This window comes from Actinomadura mexicana, from assembly GCF_900188105.1.
GTDB lineage: Bacteria > Actinomycetota > Actinomycetes > Streptosporangiales > Streptosporangiaceae > Spirillospora > Spirillospora mexicana.
In genome coordinates, this window is record NZ_FZNP01000006.1 from 10942 (window position 1) to 23512 (window position 12571).

The following is a 12571-nucleotide window of genomic DNA, read 5'->3' on the forward strand; positions in this document are numbered from 1 at the left end:
CCAGTTTCCCACACCGATCCAGGGGCGGATTCCTCGTGCCTTCCTCGGACGGCGCGCGGTACGGCACCCGCTACCGGCCGCCGGCCCCCTCGGTGAGAACTCGCGGTACCGCCACCCGGGCCAGGAGCCAGTGCGCGATCTCCTCGCCGGCGGCGATGCCGCGGGCGGCGGTGACGGCGGTGGCCGGGGCCGTCCAGCCGGTGTCGTGCAGTTCCCCGTGGGCGGGGCGGACGGACAGGTCGGCGGCCTCCAGCAGCTCGGCGTCCAGGAGCGCGTCACCGGCGGCGATCATGGTGGACGCGCCGGTGCGGCGGGCGACCTCCCGGGCGGCGGCGGCCTTGGTCAGGCCGGCGGGCAGGCAGTAGACCTTGCGGCCCTGGAGGGACGTCCGCCAGCCGCGTTCGGCGCACCACCCGGTGAGGTCCTCGACCCAGCCGGACGGCAGTGCGGCGCGGTCCACGACGGTGTAGGCGAACAGGTCGGAGGCGGTGCGCCGCTTGAGGACGAAGTCGCCGCCGTTGCGGGCGAGGTACTGCTGGACGTCGGTGAGCGGGGCGCATCCGTCGGCGATCCGGCCACGGACGGCCGCCTCCCAGGCCGGGTCCTCCTCGCCGTCCACGAGGATGTGGCCGCCGTTCGCGCAGATGGCGTACGGGGGCGGCTTTTCCAGGAGGTGGACGCGCCGGTACTGCTCCGGGGTGCGCGTCGTCGTCGGGACGAACGTGGAGGCCGTCGCGAGTGCCTCCAGTGCGCGCGCGGACGCTTCGGTCATGTACGAGAGGGGCGCGCCTTGGTAGAACTCCACGCACAGTAGGCGCGGCATGGTCTCGTCCGGGCCTTCCAGGGCGAAGGCCGCGGTGGAGTAGATGAGCGTGCGGTCGAGGTCTGAGCACACCAGGACGGTCACTGCACGGCCCCCTTGCCGAACCGGGGATGGATGAACCCCATGCACGCGTAGGGGAACCGGCCGGGCTCGACCACGTGGACGGGCACGCCGCGTTCGCGGGCGAGCAGCCTGATGTGGCTCACTTCCGGTCCGGCGTCGGCCCGCACGAGCACCTTCCACGGGACGCGCCGCAGCAGCACGCGGGTCGTCTCTCCGATCCCCGGTTTCACGAGGTTCAGGTCGTCGACGCCCTCCGCCTCGGCGCTGCGCCGGACGGCCTCCCATCCCGTCCAGTCGGGCGCCCGGTCGGCTGCGCGGAGCTCCGGAAGATCCTTCGCCACGCGTTCGGCCACGTGCCCGAAACGCGCGCAGACCGCGTCGAGGAAGACGTCCGACACGTCGTCCGGGGCCATTTCGGCGTAGAACTTCGCGCCGTGGAAGTCGCCGGGCCCGATGAGGGAGTCGTTCAGGACCGTCCGGCTCACCAGGCCCGACACGGTCGAGTTGAGGCAGGCGGACGGGATCAGGAAGTCGTCCCGGGTGCCGTACAGGGACGTGCACCGCCCCGGGTCCGCCAGTACTGCGAGATCGGACGGGAACGGGTGCTCTGCCAGGGCGGCGTTCAGTTCCTTGGTGATGGCGCCCTTGCCCGTCCAGCCGTCCACGAACATCACCGACGCCGGGTCATGGTGCTCGGCGAGATACCGCAGCGCGACCGTGTCGATGCCCCGGCCGCGGACGATGCTGACCGCGTAGTGGGGGACGTCGAGGCCGTGCGCGTACCGTGCCCAGCGGCGCATCAGGACGCCGACGGGCGTTCCGGCTCGCGCCAGCGACACCAGGACGGCGTCCGGGCCGCGCTCGGCGAGGATCATCTCGGTGACCAGCCCGGTCGCGTAGGCGAGCCGCTCGGCGGACGCCTCCAGCGCGTCGTGGAACAACCGCCGGTACTCCGGACCCGGCTGGTACTCGACGGGGAGCGACTCGGCGTAGTGCGCCCGTCCCGACTGGATCGCCGCCTCGCGTTCCTCCGTGGGCGCTTCGAGCCGCGCGTGGGACAGATCCTTGAGGAGCCAGGCGACGTCCTCCGCCGCGTAGCTGCCGAAGGCAGGCCCGTACAGCGGCTTCACGATGCCCTCCTGTAGGACGGGACGGCGGCGACTGTAACGGGGGCTAGCGCGCGGAGCCTTTCCAAGAGGCCGTCAGCGAGCGCCACGGTGTCACCGACGTCGTCCACCACCAACACGATCCTGTCGAAGCGGCGTTGACCGGCCCCAGGGGCGACGTTGTAGGCGTACCGCTCCCCCGGCCCATCCGCGGGATCGTCATGGGACGGGAACGCCAGGCGGGTTCTGATGGCGTAACCGGGGTCGTCCACGGCCAGCACGGGGGAACGCGTCGTCGTGGAGTAGCGGACGTCCACGTCCGGCCGGGCGTCGGCGAGCGCCTCCGCGAGGCGCAACGGCGCGTACATCAACTCCTCGAACCCGAGCACGAGGGCATGGGAGGCGTCTTCCCCGAGGCCAGCCGCGAGGACGTCGCCCATCCGGGCCAGTTCCTTCTCCAGCCGCGTCCGGTGCGCGGGCAGGAATCCGTGGCGTCCGCCGTCCGGCACAGCAGCCGGCCATTCCAGCTCGACCCGGGAGACCCCGAACGCCGGTTCCCCCTTGGGGGTGAAGGGCGGGGACGAGATCCCGGCGACGAGCGCCCTTCCCGCCTCAAGGACGCCCTCCGGAAGCTCGACCCGCCCCCCGGCCACTGCCACCGCGTCTATGCGGGTACCCAGCCGGACGGCGAGCTCGTCCATTCGGACCCGGTCGGCAGGGTCGCGCAGGTCGACCAGGGCAGCCAGCACGTAGTGGCTCCTGGGACGTACGGCATGCAGGGCTTGGATGGTGTTCAGCACCGTCCGGCCGGTGGAGAGTTCGTCGTCCACCAGGACCACTGGTACGTCGCGATCGAGGGGCGCGGTATCGGCGGGCAGCAGCAGATGGCTCGTGGCATGGCTGTGCTCTTCCTCGAATCCGCCGTAGGTGACGAACCCCTGAACGGGACGCCGCGTGGAGTGCAGGTAGTAGGCACCGCCCAGAGCGTCAGCCACCGAATGCCCCAAGGCCGTCGCGGTCTCGGCGTAACCCAGCACGATCGCGTCGACGGGGTTCTGGGGAACACGCATGAAGTCGCGTAGTGCGGGGGCAGCGTTCGGCTCGCCCCGCAGCCCGTCCACGAGAAGCGAACCGGGACGGGACGGCGCGTCGCCCCGCAGGCGCGCGCGCACAAGCTCGCCCAGCAGCAGACCCGCCCCGTAGACCAGGCGCGGGTCGGTCGGCACGTGCTTGCCCAGCACCCCGGACACCAGCAGATGCGCGCGCTTCGGGTTGCGGCGCACGGCGAGCCCGACGAGCGACGAGAGCCCTGCGCCGGCCGGCCTCGCGCCGTCGACGAGGCGAACGCCCAGCCGCGACCCCACCCAGGAACCCGTCACCGGCTGTCCGCCGATTCCAGGAGCTCGACGAACGTGACACCTTCCGCCGCCACCCCGAACACCTGGGCGCGCAGCATCAGCCGCTGCGCCCACGCGCGGTGGGGCTTGGCCTCGTTCATCTTGTTGGCGTACGAGCTGGCCATCGCACCGCCCCCGTTGACGCCCAGGATGTCGGCGGCGTCGCTGTACTCCTCGTGCGTCACCACCGACAGCGCGTGGACGGCAGCCACATGGCTCGGATGGATGACGGTCTTGCCGGTGAGCCCGTTCGCCTTGTCCAGGTGCACCTCGCGGATCAGCCCGTCCAGGTCGGAGGTGATGAGACGCTGCCGCAGCGGCGCGGCGCTCTGCCGCTCGAACGGCGACTGCCGCAGCTGCGGCTTGAACATCCGCTCCCCCTGCGAGAAGTACTCCCACACGGGCCCGGTCACCACGTGGCCGGTGCCGTCGGCGCGGCCGAGGATGTTGACCACGTCGCAGATCACGCCCGCGACGGGCCGGATGTCGTAGATCGTCAGGTCGGGCGGGCGCCGCAGCCCGTACGCGGCGGACATGTCGGTCGCCCCCAGCCGGACGGCGAGGATCCGCGACCGGTGCTTGGCGAGGAGTCGCGCCACGTCGTGCAGCATCTCCGCGCGCGTCTCGGCGTACACGGCCTCCGGGCTCTCGATCACCGGCATCGCCAGCAGCCGGAGCCCGGAGCGGTCGGCCGCGTCCTCCAGCGCGTCCAGGAACGCTCCACCGCCGGACGCGGTGAACTTCGGCAGCACGAACCCGGTGAGGAGCTCCGCCGCGTCGCCGAGCCGGCCCACCAGGTCACCGATCTGCCGCGGGTCGCGGACGCGGACGAACAGCAGCGGGACCTCCGCGCCGCGCGTCCGGGAGCCGGCGTGCAGCGTCCGCAGGTGCGCCACGAGGTTGGCCTCCCCGGGCTCGACCTCGTCGTCGGCGATCGCGTCCTCCAGGCACACGACCATGCTCATCACGCCCCGCCTCGCCGCGCTCTCGATGTCGGCGGCGAGGGCCGGGCGCGTGGCCGGGCAGTACAGCGTCGCGCCGAGCGCGACCGCCAGCACGTCCGGGTCGTCGTGCCGGCCGAACGGGCGCGGATGCCGGTAGAACAGGTGCTTGCGACGCGCGGCGTCGATATGGTCGAAGTGCCGCATTTACCCCTCGTCAGACGGTGCTTTCGACGGGGGCCGCGTGGGGTCGCCCCCGGACGGACGGGCCGCGCCGGATCACAGGTGCGTCGCCACGGCCGGCAGCAGGTGCTGGAACGTGCGGCCGGTCGCGGTCGCCCCGATCGCCGTCATCGACCAGCCCTGCCCGTCCCGCGACACCTTGGCCATGATCTGCGCGTTGTGCTGCCCGGCTCCGGTCAGCTCGTAGCGCGCGATCTCCTGGCCGGTGCTCTCGTCCACCAGCCGGCAGAACGCGTTGGCGATCTGGGAGAAGTCCTGGCCGGTGAAGGAGTTCACCGTGAACACCAGCTGGGCGACGCCCGCGGGGACGCTCTGCAGGTCGACGTTGATGACCTCGTCGTCGCCCTCGCCCTCGCCGGTCAGGTTGTCGCCGGTGTGCTGGACGGAGCCGTCCTTGCTGCGCAGCTGCCGGAACCACACCTGGTCGGCGAGGTTGCCGGACGCGTCGAACAGCAGGCACGAGGCGTCCAGGTCGATGGACTGCGGCTTGCCCTTGCCGAACAGCCCCTTCTTGGCGACGGCGTCCCAGCCGAGACCCATCTTGACTCTGGTCAGGGTGCCGCCGCCCGGCTTGGCCAGCGAGACCTTCTGCCCCTTCTGCAGCGATATGGACATCGTCGGCTCCTCCAGTGATCGATGTGTGTCGCGGGGTCGCGGTTACGCCGGTCAGACCTGGCTGGAGTGCAGCGGCCGCCCGCCGCCCGCCGCCGAGTCGGGAGAGTCCCCGTCCTCGTTGCGGTTGCGGACCACCGAGCTGGCGAACGCGGCGATGATCAGCCCGGCGCCGAGCCCGCCGGTGATCCACTCGGGGACGTGGTGACCGATGCTCACCAGCATGCAGACCGCGAGGGCGCCGATCGCCCAGTGCGCGCCGTGCTCCAGGTAGACGTACTCGTGCAGGGTGCCCTTGCGGACCAGGAACACCGTCAGCGACCGGATGTACATGGCGCCGATGCCGAGGCCCAGCGCGATGACGATCGGGTCGGTGCTGATCGCGAAGGCGCCGATGACGCCGTCGAAGCTGAACGAGGCGTCCAGCACCTCCAGGTACAGGAACAGGAAGAACCCCGCCTTGCCGGTCGCGAGGGCCAGGGAGCTCGGCCCGGACCGCCCGCCGCCCTCCGCGGCCTCCGCGCCGTCTCCTTCGTCCTCTTCGTCGTCCCCGCTCGCCTCGGAGAACAGCTCGCCGAGCCCGTTGACCAGGATGTAGGTCACCATCCCGAGCACGCCCGCGATCATGACGTTGCCCGGGTCGTCGGCCGACAGCCACGCCACCAGCGCCAGCGAGCCGCCCGCCACCACGACCGACAGCTGGTCCAGCTTGCCGATGCGGGCGAGCGGGCGCTCCAGCCACGGCAGCCACTTGTCGGCGCGCTCCTCGAACACGAAGTCCAGGAACAGCATGATCAGGAACATGCCGCCGAACGCCGCGATCATCGGGTAGGCGTCGTTCATCAGCTGGTGGTAGCGGTGCGAGTCGTTGAGAGCGAGGTCGAACGCCTCGACCGGGTTCAGCTTGGCCGTGATCCCCACGATCAGCAGGGGGAAGACCAGCCGCATGCCGAACACCGCGATCGCGATGCCGACGGTGAGGAAGATCTTCTGCCAGAAGGCGCTCATCCTGTCGAGCACCTTGGCGTTCACCACGGCGTTGTCGAACGACAGCGAGACCTCGAGGACGGCCAGCACGGCGACCAGGGCGAGCCCGGTCGGCCCGTCGTAGAGCAGGGCGATGAGCAGGCCGACGACCGTGACGCCGAAGGACCACCCGAAGGTGCGAAGAATCATGCGCGTATTTCTGCTAGAGGGCGGCCGGGCGGAGCGGCCGGGGTGCGGGGGCGCCGGCGCTCAGCCGACGTTGACGCCGAAGTCCATCGCGATGCCCGCCAGACCGGAGGCGTACCCCTGTCCGACGGCCCTGAACTTCCATTCGCCGCTGTGCCGGTAAAGCTCACCGAAGACCATGGCGGTCTCGGTGGAGGCGTCCTCGGTGAGGTCGAAGCGCGCGAGCTCGTTGCCGTCGTTCCGGTTGACGATCCGGATGAAGGCGTTGCGGACCTGCCCGAAGCTCTGCTGCCGGTTGTCGGCGTCGTAGATCGAGACCGGGAACACGACGCGCTCGCACTCGGGCGGCACCGCGGTGAGGTCGACGTTGATCGACTCGTCGTCGCCCTCGCCCTCACCGGTCAGGTTGTCGCCGGTGTGCTCCACCGAGCCGTCCGGGCTGCGCAGGTTGTTGAAGAAGACGAAGTGCTGGTCCGACATGACCTTGCCGGTGCTCGCCAGCATCAGCGCGGAGGCGTCCAGGTCGAAGTCGGCGCCGGTGGTGGCGCGCACGTCCCAGCCGAGGCCGACGATGACCGCGGTGAGGTTGGGCGCGGCCTTCGTCAGCGAGACGTTGCCGCCCTTGGCGAGTGAAACCCCCATGTGCGGGCTACTCCCTTCCTGTCCGGACTGTTCAGACTGTTCAGATGTTGACGCCGAAGTCGGCAGCGATGCCGGCCAGGCCCGACGCGTACCCCTGGCCCACCGCCCTGAACTTCCATTCCGTCCCGTTGCGGTACAGCTCACCGAAGACCATGGCGGTCTCCATGGACGCGTCCTCGGTCAGGTCGTAGCGCGCCATCTCCGCGCCGTCGGCCTGGTTCAGCACCCGGATGTAGGCGTTGCGGACCTGCCCGAAGTTCTGTCCGCGGTTGTCGGCGTCGTAGATCGACACGGCGAACGCGACCCGTTCGGCCGTGGCGGGCATCGCGCCGAAGTTGACCTTGAGCTGCTCGTCGTCGCCCTCGCCCGCGCCGGTGGTGTTGTCGCCGGTGTGCTCGACCGCACCGTCCGGCGTGCGCAGATTGTTGAAGAAGACGAAGTGCTGGTCGGTAATGATCTTGCCTGAGGCGTCCAGGACCATGGCGGAGGCGTCCAGGTCGAAATCGGTCCCGGTGGTCGTGCGCAGGTCCCAGCCGAGACCGACGGTCACCGCGGACAGGCCGGGGGCCTGCTTGGTGAGCGAGACGTTGCCGCCTTTGCTCAGGCTGACGGGCACGGGGGACCTCCAAGATCGCATGCCGGATCGGACGCCGATCGGGCGCCCAGCCTTATCGACGTTGCAGCGATGCTATCCGTTCCCTCCTTTATGAAGGGATGACGACAATCTTTGTGATTCGGTCGCCACCCGGCCGTCGTCACGCACCCGGCAGCCTCCGCACATGGACGAAACCCGGGCGGCTTGCGCCAGACTGGGGGGCGGACGAAGGGAGGCTGCGTTGCGGGGACCGGGCGACCAGCGCCGCCGGGGCGGCCGCGGGGCACAGGCGGCGGCCGGGGCCGTCGAGGCGAGAGAGGCGGCCGCGGCCGCCTTCTACGACATGGACCAGGCGCAGAAGTACATCGGCGGCCGCGTCACCGTGTTCGAGGACCTGGACGCCAGTGCCGCCGAGCCCGCCCGCCGCGAGTTCACCCGGCTCGCCGAGGCCGCCGACGCCGCCTCGGTGGCCTACATCTCCGTTCTGGACGCCCACGACCTCGATGACCAGGACCGGTCACCGGCCGAGTACGACGCCGCGCGGCGCGCGTTCGTCGCCTCCACCGAGCGGCTGCAGAAGATCGCCGGGGATCTGAACGGCTTCGCCGAGCGCCTCGCCCCGCAGATGGCCCGGCTGGAGTCCGCCCTCGACCAGCTCCCGCCCCGCCTCACCGCCGCCCGCGACGCCGTGGCCGCCGCCGACGCCGCCGTGACCGCGGCCAAGGCCGCCGGAATGGACGCCACCGACCCGGAGGAGGAGCTGGACCGCGCCAAGCAGGTCCTCGCGCAGCTCGGCTCCCAGGGGCTCGGCGGGCTCGGCCTCGACGGCGCCATCCGCAAGGCCGACGAGGTCCGCGACATCGCCGGGCGGGCACGGGAGGCCGCCGCGGAACTCCCCCGGCAGGCGCAGAAGGTCCGCGACTCGCTGTCCTCCGTCCGGACGCGGGCCGACGCCGTCGCGAACCGCACGAAGCCCGTCCAGGAGGCGATGCGGGTCCTCGTGCGCGGCTACTCGCAGGCGTGCTGGCAGGATCTCAAGGGCGCCCCCGAGTCGATCGAGGCGGCCGTCACCCGGGCCCGCGAGCGGCTGAACGAGGCGTCCGCGCACGCGGGCCGCGCCGAGTGGAAGCGGGCGCAGCAGGCGCTCACCGCCGCGCGCACCGAGCTGAACGCGGCCGACCGCCGCGCCGGGCAGGTCACCGGGCGGGTGGCGGAGCTGCAGGCGGTCGCCGAGGACCCGGCCAAGCCCGTGGAGAGCGTCCGGTTCGCGGTGCGCGACGCCCAGCGGCTCGCCATGGCGCAGCCGGGCGGGGCCCCGCCCCAGCACGCCCGCGTGCTCGACTCCCTCGTCGAGCGGCTGGAGAGGGCGCCGCGGCGGCTCACCGGCGCCCACCCCGACTACTGGGCCTACCTGCAGGAGCTGGAGTCCATCAGGACGGCCGCCGGCGACGTCGTCGCGCGGATCCGCACGGAGCGCGCCCAGCAGAGCTAGCCGCCGGCCCGAGGGGGTCCAGGTCCGTGAACTGGTCGTCCAGCCCTACGCCCCGGCCCTTCCCCGACTGGCCGGAGACGGGCTTCAGCGAGATCGCGCGTTCTCGGCGGCGTCCGGCGTCGGGAGCTCGTCTCCGGTGAAGGAGTAGGGAGGCCACGGGCCGAGGAAGCGCACGCGGACGGCAGGATGGCCTTCCTGCAGTTCCGAGAGGACGAGCCCCAAGTTCTCGACCTCGTCGTCGTGCACCAGCACGGCCAGGGAGAGCACCTCGGTCTCCTCGGGACGGCGCACCGCGGCCCGGCGGTCGGCCAGGTCCTCGGCGATGGCGCCGAGCCGCCGGCGGGCGTCGGCGTGCAGCTCGTCGGCGAGGGACTCGGCCGCGGCCCTGCGTCTGGCCTCCAGCTGCCTGCCCAGCAGCCGCCGCATGCCGGGCGGGCTGTCGCGCATGCGCTCCTCGATCTCCCGCACGGACGGGTCACCGGTGGGCACGGCCGCGGACTCCAGCGCGATCTCCACGCGGTACTCGGCGTGCCCGTGCAGCCGGTCGAGGCGGGCGCGCAGGTCGTCCCGGCTCTGCCGCAGCCAGGCGCGCAGACGGCTCGCGGCGTCGCCGTCCGGGCCGGGGGCGACCAGCACGTTGAAGGTCATGGGCAGCACGCCGCCGACCGCGCGCCGCATGCTCTCGACCGCCTCGTCGTGGGCGCGGATCCAGCGGCGGACCTCGTCGTCCGGTCCCTGGTAGGGGTGCGCCGGGGCCTCGTGGACGAGGGCGGCCAGCCCGCAGTCCTCGGCGCGGACCAGCCGCAGCGGCGCGCCGTCGATCCCCTCCCCCCGCGGCTCGACGCCGGGAGGGGGATCGGCGAGCAGCGCGTACACGTACAGGGCTTCGCGGGTCACCGCCGCTCCCCCGCGCCTTCGATCTCCTCGGCCCAGCGCCGGGGGTTGGCCAGCCGGTCCACGACCTCGTCGACGACTTCGTCCAGGCCGCGGTGCAGGTCCGCCACCGAGGCGGTGATGCCGTGCTCGGCCTTGATCTCCTTCATGGCCTCGTCCAGTTCCAGCAGGGCGTCGCCCAGCCGGTTCAGCTCCTCGGTACTGAGGTCGCCGCCCTCCATCCGGCGCACGGCCTGCCGCTCCAGCGCCTCCTGGATCACCTCGACCAGGGTGACGACGAGCGTGAGCACGCCGTTCTTCAGGCTGTTCTCGTCAACGGTGATGGCCATGGGCCTCCTTCCGGTCAGGGCGGGCGCCGACGGCCGGCGGGCCCGGGGCCAGGGCCCGCATCCAGCGCGACGCCTCCTCGGCGGCCAGGACGATCCGCTCCCCCGGCGCGTCCACGACCAGGCGGCGCAGGCCGGTCGACGGCGTGGACCCGGATTCGAGCCGCACGTCGCGGATCCGGCCGGTGTCCAGCACGACGGCCGGACGCGCGTCGGTCGGCGCCTTCCAGGTCAGGCGGCCGTTCTCCAGGCGGGCCCTGCCGCCGCGCCACACGGCTCCGTCCCGGCGCGGTTCGTGGTACCACACATGGCCTTCGCACTCGGGGGCGTCGCCGTCCGAGGCGAGGGGCCGGGGCTCGCGGGAGCGGATGTGCGGGGCGAGCCGGCGCAGGCTCTCGTCGAAGTCCTCGGGGTTCGCGGCCGACAGCAGGGCGCCGCCCCCGCCGGCCAGTTCCACGCGCACCCGCAGCCGCTCCTCGCCCCCGACCGTCCGCTCGCTCTGCAACCGGGTCGCGGCCACGTCCTCCACCCGGGCCTCCCAGAGCGCCTCGGGCGGCTCGCGCCGGTAGACCAGGATGCGCCGGTCGGTGAGGAAGAGGGTGCCGGGCCGCCAGGTGTGCGACGGGCCGCGTTCGTCGTAGTGGCCGCCGAACGACCGGACCACCACCCGCTCGCCCTCCTCCAGCTCGGGCGTCGCGGCGGTGGCGCGCTCGGCCCAGGCGCGGGTGTCGGCGTCCCACTGCCGCAGCAGCCCGTACTCCAGCATGGTCTCCATGCCGGCGATGGCCGCCCGCAGGTTGACCCCGATCAGCGGGATGTCGGCGACCGCGATGATGAGGTCCAGGTGCAGCACCGCGCCCTTGTTCAGCACGACCTCCAGCAGGTCGTCCAGGGTGACCTGCGGGTCGCGGGTGGGGCGCAGCGGCGCGGAGGGCGGGGTCATCGGGGGTCCGGTTCGCATCTCAGCCGGCATCGCCTTCCGGCGGCGCCTCGGCCTCGCGGTCCGCGGGCGCGGCCTCGGTCAGCGCCTTGGCGCTGCGCCAGCCGCACCACGGGCAGTACTCCTCCAGCAACTGCTTGGTGGGAGACCGCTTGCCGCACTCGGGACAGGTCTCCTTGGGGTCCTCGGTCTCCTTCCAGGCGGCCGTCTCCAGGTTCGTCCCCGAGGGGAACTCCAGGCCGTAGCGTGCCGCGGTCTCGAAGGAGGCCAGCGCCGCGCGCAGCCGGATCCCGAGCAGCTCCACGCCGGCGACCGAGACCATGATGTCGGCATTGATCACCAGCCCCTTGTCCAGCAGGACCTCCACGACGTGGGCCAGACCGCCGTCGCCCGCGCGCTGCGGCTCCATGGGGCGCCGCATGCCGACCGGACGCCCGGTCAGGTCCCGTGCGGACACGGCCGATGCGGGGCGCGCGCGCTCGACCGAGGCGGGGCGGACCACCTCGCCCCGGCCTGGCCGCCTCGTCTCCGCCGGCTGGCTGTCTTCGTCCATCACGTCCTCGTCCGCTGTACGCACTCGTCGCACGCGGAAGGCCCGCGCCGACTCGACACATGCCCCTCATATCCACTGGTTGGCATATCAATCACCCGAAGCCGTTCAAGTCGGTCGATCGCCACGTACTGGAACGATCCGATGCGCCCTACCGGACGGGATGTCATGGCCGGGAAGGCGGAGCGGCATCTCGCTGACCTCGACGGCCTGCTGACGCGGCGGGGCGACGATCGGGAAGCGGCCGCTGACCGAGGCGGACCGGGTCCGGCTCACCGCCGCGCTCGATCGGGCCCGGTCCGGCGAACCGGAGCAGCTGGCGGACAGCACCACCTCGTACCATGCCGTGGTTCCAACTCCACGAGGACCTCGTCCCGTCACGTCGCCGCTCGACATGCACGGCCTGGCGGCCGCCCCGGGGGTGGTCACCGGCCTAGGCGGGCCCACCAGCCACGCGGCCGTCGTCGCGCGGGCCATGGGCAAGGCCGCGGTCGTGGCCGCGGCCGGCCGCACGGTCGATGTCGCGGCGGGGTGCGTGCGGGTCGGCGAACGCGTCGTTCCCGAGGGGACGCTCATCACCGTCGACGGCACCGGCGGGGAGGTCGTCCTCGGCGACCCGGGCGTCGCCACCGCGATCACCGACGGCCTTCTGCACCGCCTGCTCGACTGGGCCGACGAGGTCTCCGGCGACCGGACGCGACGCCCGGACCAGGAGCGCCTCAGCGCGGCGCATGCCCGGCTCTGAGACGGCGCGGCATGCGGCGGCAACGTCTC

At 72.3% G+C, this 12571-nt stretch carries 14 protein-coding genes; 2 read left to right on the plus strand and 12 right to left on the minus strand.

The genetic code is table 11. From position 1 onward, the window contains the following. Positions 1-70: 70 nt before the first annotated feature. The 8 genes from CHC11_RS16490 to CHC11_RS16520 all read right to left on the minus strand — a co-directional run bounded on the left by CHC11_RS16490 (position 71) and on the right by CHC11_RS16520 (position 7616). The gene (locus CHC11_RS16490) at positions 71-907 is read right to left on the minus strand and encodes an HAD family hydrolase (RefSeq protein ID WP_089312639.1); all 837 of its coding nucleotides are present in this window, start codon (positions 905-907) and stop codon (positions 71-73) included. Then, positions 904-2016 carry a cysteine protease StiP family protein gene (locus CHC11_RS41345; RefSeq protein WP_245919310.1) on the minus strand — a complete coding sequence of 371 codons (1113 nt, stop codon included), beginning with the start codon at positions 2014-2016 and terminating at the stop codon, positions 904-906. Before CHC11_RS41345 ends, CHC11_RS16490 begins: the two co-directional genes overlap by 4 nt. Next, positions 2013-3371 carry a phosphoribosyltransferase family protein gene (locus tag CHC11_RS41350; protein ID WP_179278870.1) on the minus strand — a complete coding sequence of 453 codons (1359 nt, stop codon included), beginning with the start codon at positions 3369-3371 and terminating at the stop codon, positions 2013-2015. Before CHC11_RS41350 ends, CHC11_RS41345 begins: the two co-directional genes overlap by 4 nt. Further along, the gene (locus CHC11_RS16500; protein ID WP_089312640.1) at positions 3368-4537 is read right to left on the minus strand and encodes an HpcH/HpaI aldolase/citrate lyase family protein; all 1170 of its coding nucleotides are present in this window, start codon (positions 4535-4537) and stop codon (positions 3368-3370) included. Before CHC11_RS16500 ends, CHC11_RS41350 begins: the two co-directional genes overlap by 4 nt. Before the next feature lie 72 nt (positions 4538-4609). Beyond that, the gene (locus tag CHC11_RS16505; protein WP_089312641.1) at positions 4610-5188 is read right to left on the minus strand and encodes a TerD family protein; all 579 of its coding nucleotides are present in this window, start codon (positions 5186-5188) and stop codon (positions 4610-4612) included. Between the two features lie 51 nt (positions 5189-5239). Continuing rightward, the gene (locus CHC11_RS16510) at positions 5240-6361 is read right to left on the minus strand and encodes a DUF475 domain-containing protein (RefSeq protein ID WP_089312642.1); all 1122 of its coding nucleotides are present in this window, start codon (positions 6359-6361) and stop codon (positions 5240-5242) included. A gap of 60 nt (positions 6362-6421) precedes the next feature. Beyond that, a complete protein-coding gene (locus tag CHC11_RS16515) occupies positions 6422-7000 on the minus strand; it encodes a TerD family protein (protein ID WP_089312643.1) in 579 nt (192 codons plus the stop codon). Between the two features lie 40 nt (positions 7001-7040). Further along, positions 7041-7616, minus strand: a complete 576-nt coding sequence (locus tag CHC11_RS16520; protein WP_089312644.1) for a TerD family protein — start codon at positions 7614-7616, stop codon at positions 7041-7043. Between the two features lie 220 nt (positions 7617-7836). Here CHC11_RS16520 and CHC11_RS16525 point away from each other — a divergent pair, with 220 nt between their 5' ends. Then, on the plus strand, positions 7837-9087 hold the full coding sequence (locus CHC11_RS16525; RefSeq protein WP_089312645.1) for a molecular chaperone DnaJ: 1251 nt from the start codon (positions 7837-7839) through the stop codon (positions 9085-9087). Between the two features lie 84 nt (positions 9088-9171). On the opposite strand, the gene CHC11_RS16530 is transcribed toward CHC11_RS16525, so the two are convergent. The 4 genes from CHC11_RS16530 to CHC11_RS43880 are packed head-to-tail and all read right to left on the minus strand — an operon-like array spanning position 9172 to position 11800. Then, entirely contained in the window at positions 9172-9984 is an 813-nt protein-coding gene (locus CHC11_RS16530; protein ID WP_089312646.1) for a GvpL/GvpF family gas vesicle protein, read from the minus strand. Beyond that, positions 9981-10310 carry a gas vesicle protein K gene (locus CHC11_RS16535; protein WP_089312647.1) on the minus strand — a complete coding sequence of 110 codons (330 nt, stop codon included), beginning with the start codon at positions 10308-10310 and terminating at the stop codon, positions 9981-9983. Before CHC11_RS16535 ends, CHC11_RS16530 begins: the two co-directional genes overlap by 4 nt. After that, positions 10294-11250, minus strand: a complete 957-nt coding sequence (locus tag CHC11_RS16540) for a gas vesicle protein (protein WP_218826126.1) — start codon at positions 11248-11250, stop codon at positions 10294-10296. The genes CHC11_RS16535 and CHC11_RS16540 overlap by 17 nt, the downstream gene beginning before the upstream one ends. Before the next feature lie 19 nt (positions 11251-11269). Next, positions 11270-11800: a gas vesicle protein gene (locus tag CHC11_RS43880; protein WP_281258331.1), complete on the minus strand. Its 531-nt coding sequence runs from the start codon at positions 11798-11800 to the stop codon at positions 11270-11272. A 343-nt stretch (positions 11801-12143) separates the two neighbouring features. On the opposite strand from CHC11_RS43880, the gene CHC11_RS16550 reads away from it, so the two are divergent. Next, a complete protein-coding gene (locus tag CHC11_RS16550; protein ID WP_281258332.1) occupies positions 12144-12542 on the plus strand; it encodes a PEP-utilizing enzyme in 399 nt (132 codons plus the stop codon). Positions 12543-12571 lie beyond the last annotated feature (29 nt).

Excerpts from the sequence above, each read along its gene's own strand:
- CHC11_RS16535 (WP_089312647.1), bottom strand. The coding sequence starts at position 10,310 with ATGGCCATCACCGTTGACGAGAACAGCCTGAAGAACGGCGTGCTCACG.
- CHC11_RS16505 (WP_089312641.1), bottom strand. The coding sequence starts at position 5,188 with ATGTCCATATCGCTGCAGAAGGGGCAGAAGGTCTCGCTGGCCAAGCCG.
- CHC11_RS16510 (WP_089312642.1), bottom strand. The coding sequence starts at position 6,361 with ATGATTCTTCGCACCTTCGGGTGGTCCTTCGGCGTCACGGTCGTCGGC.
- CHC11_RS16515 (WP_089312643.1), bottom strand. The coding sequence starts at position 7,000 with ATGGGGGTTTCACTCGCCAAGGGCGGCAACGTCTCGCTGACGAAGGCC.
- CHC11_RS16540 (WP_218826126.1), bottom strand. The coding sequence starts at position 11,250 with ATGACCCCGCCCTCCGCGCCGCTGCGCCCCACCCGCGACCCGCAGGTC.
- CHC11_RS16500 (WP_089312640.1), bottom strand. The coding sequence starts at position 4,537 with ATGCGGCACTTCGACCATATCGACGCCGCGCGTCGCAAGCACCTGTTC.
- CHC11_RS43880 (WP_281258331.1), bottom strand. The coding sequence starts at position 11,800 with ATGGACGAAGACAGCCAGCCGGCGGAGACGAGGCGGCCAGGCCGGGGC.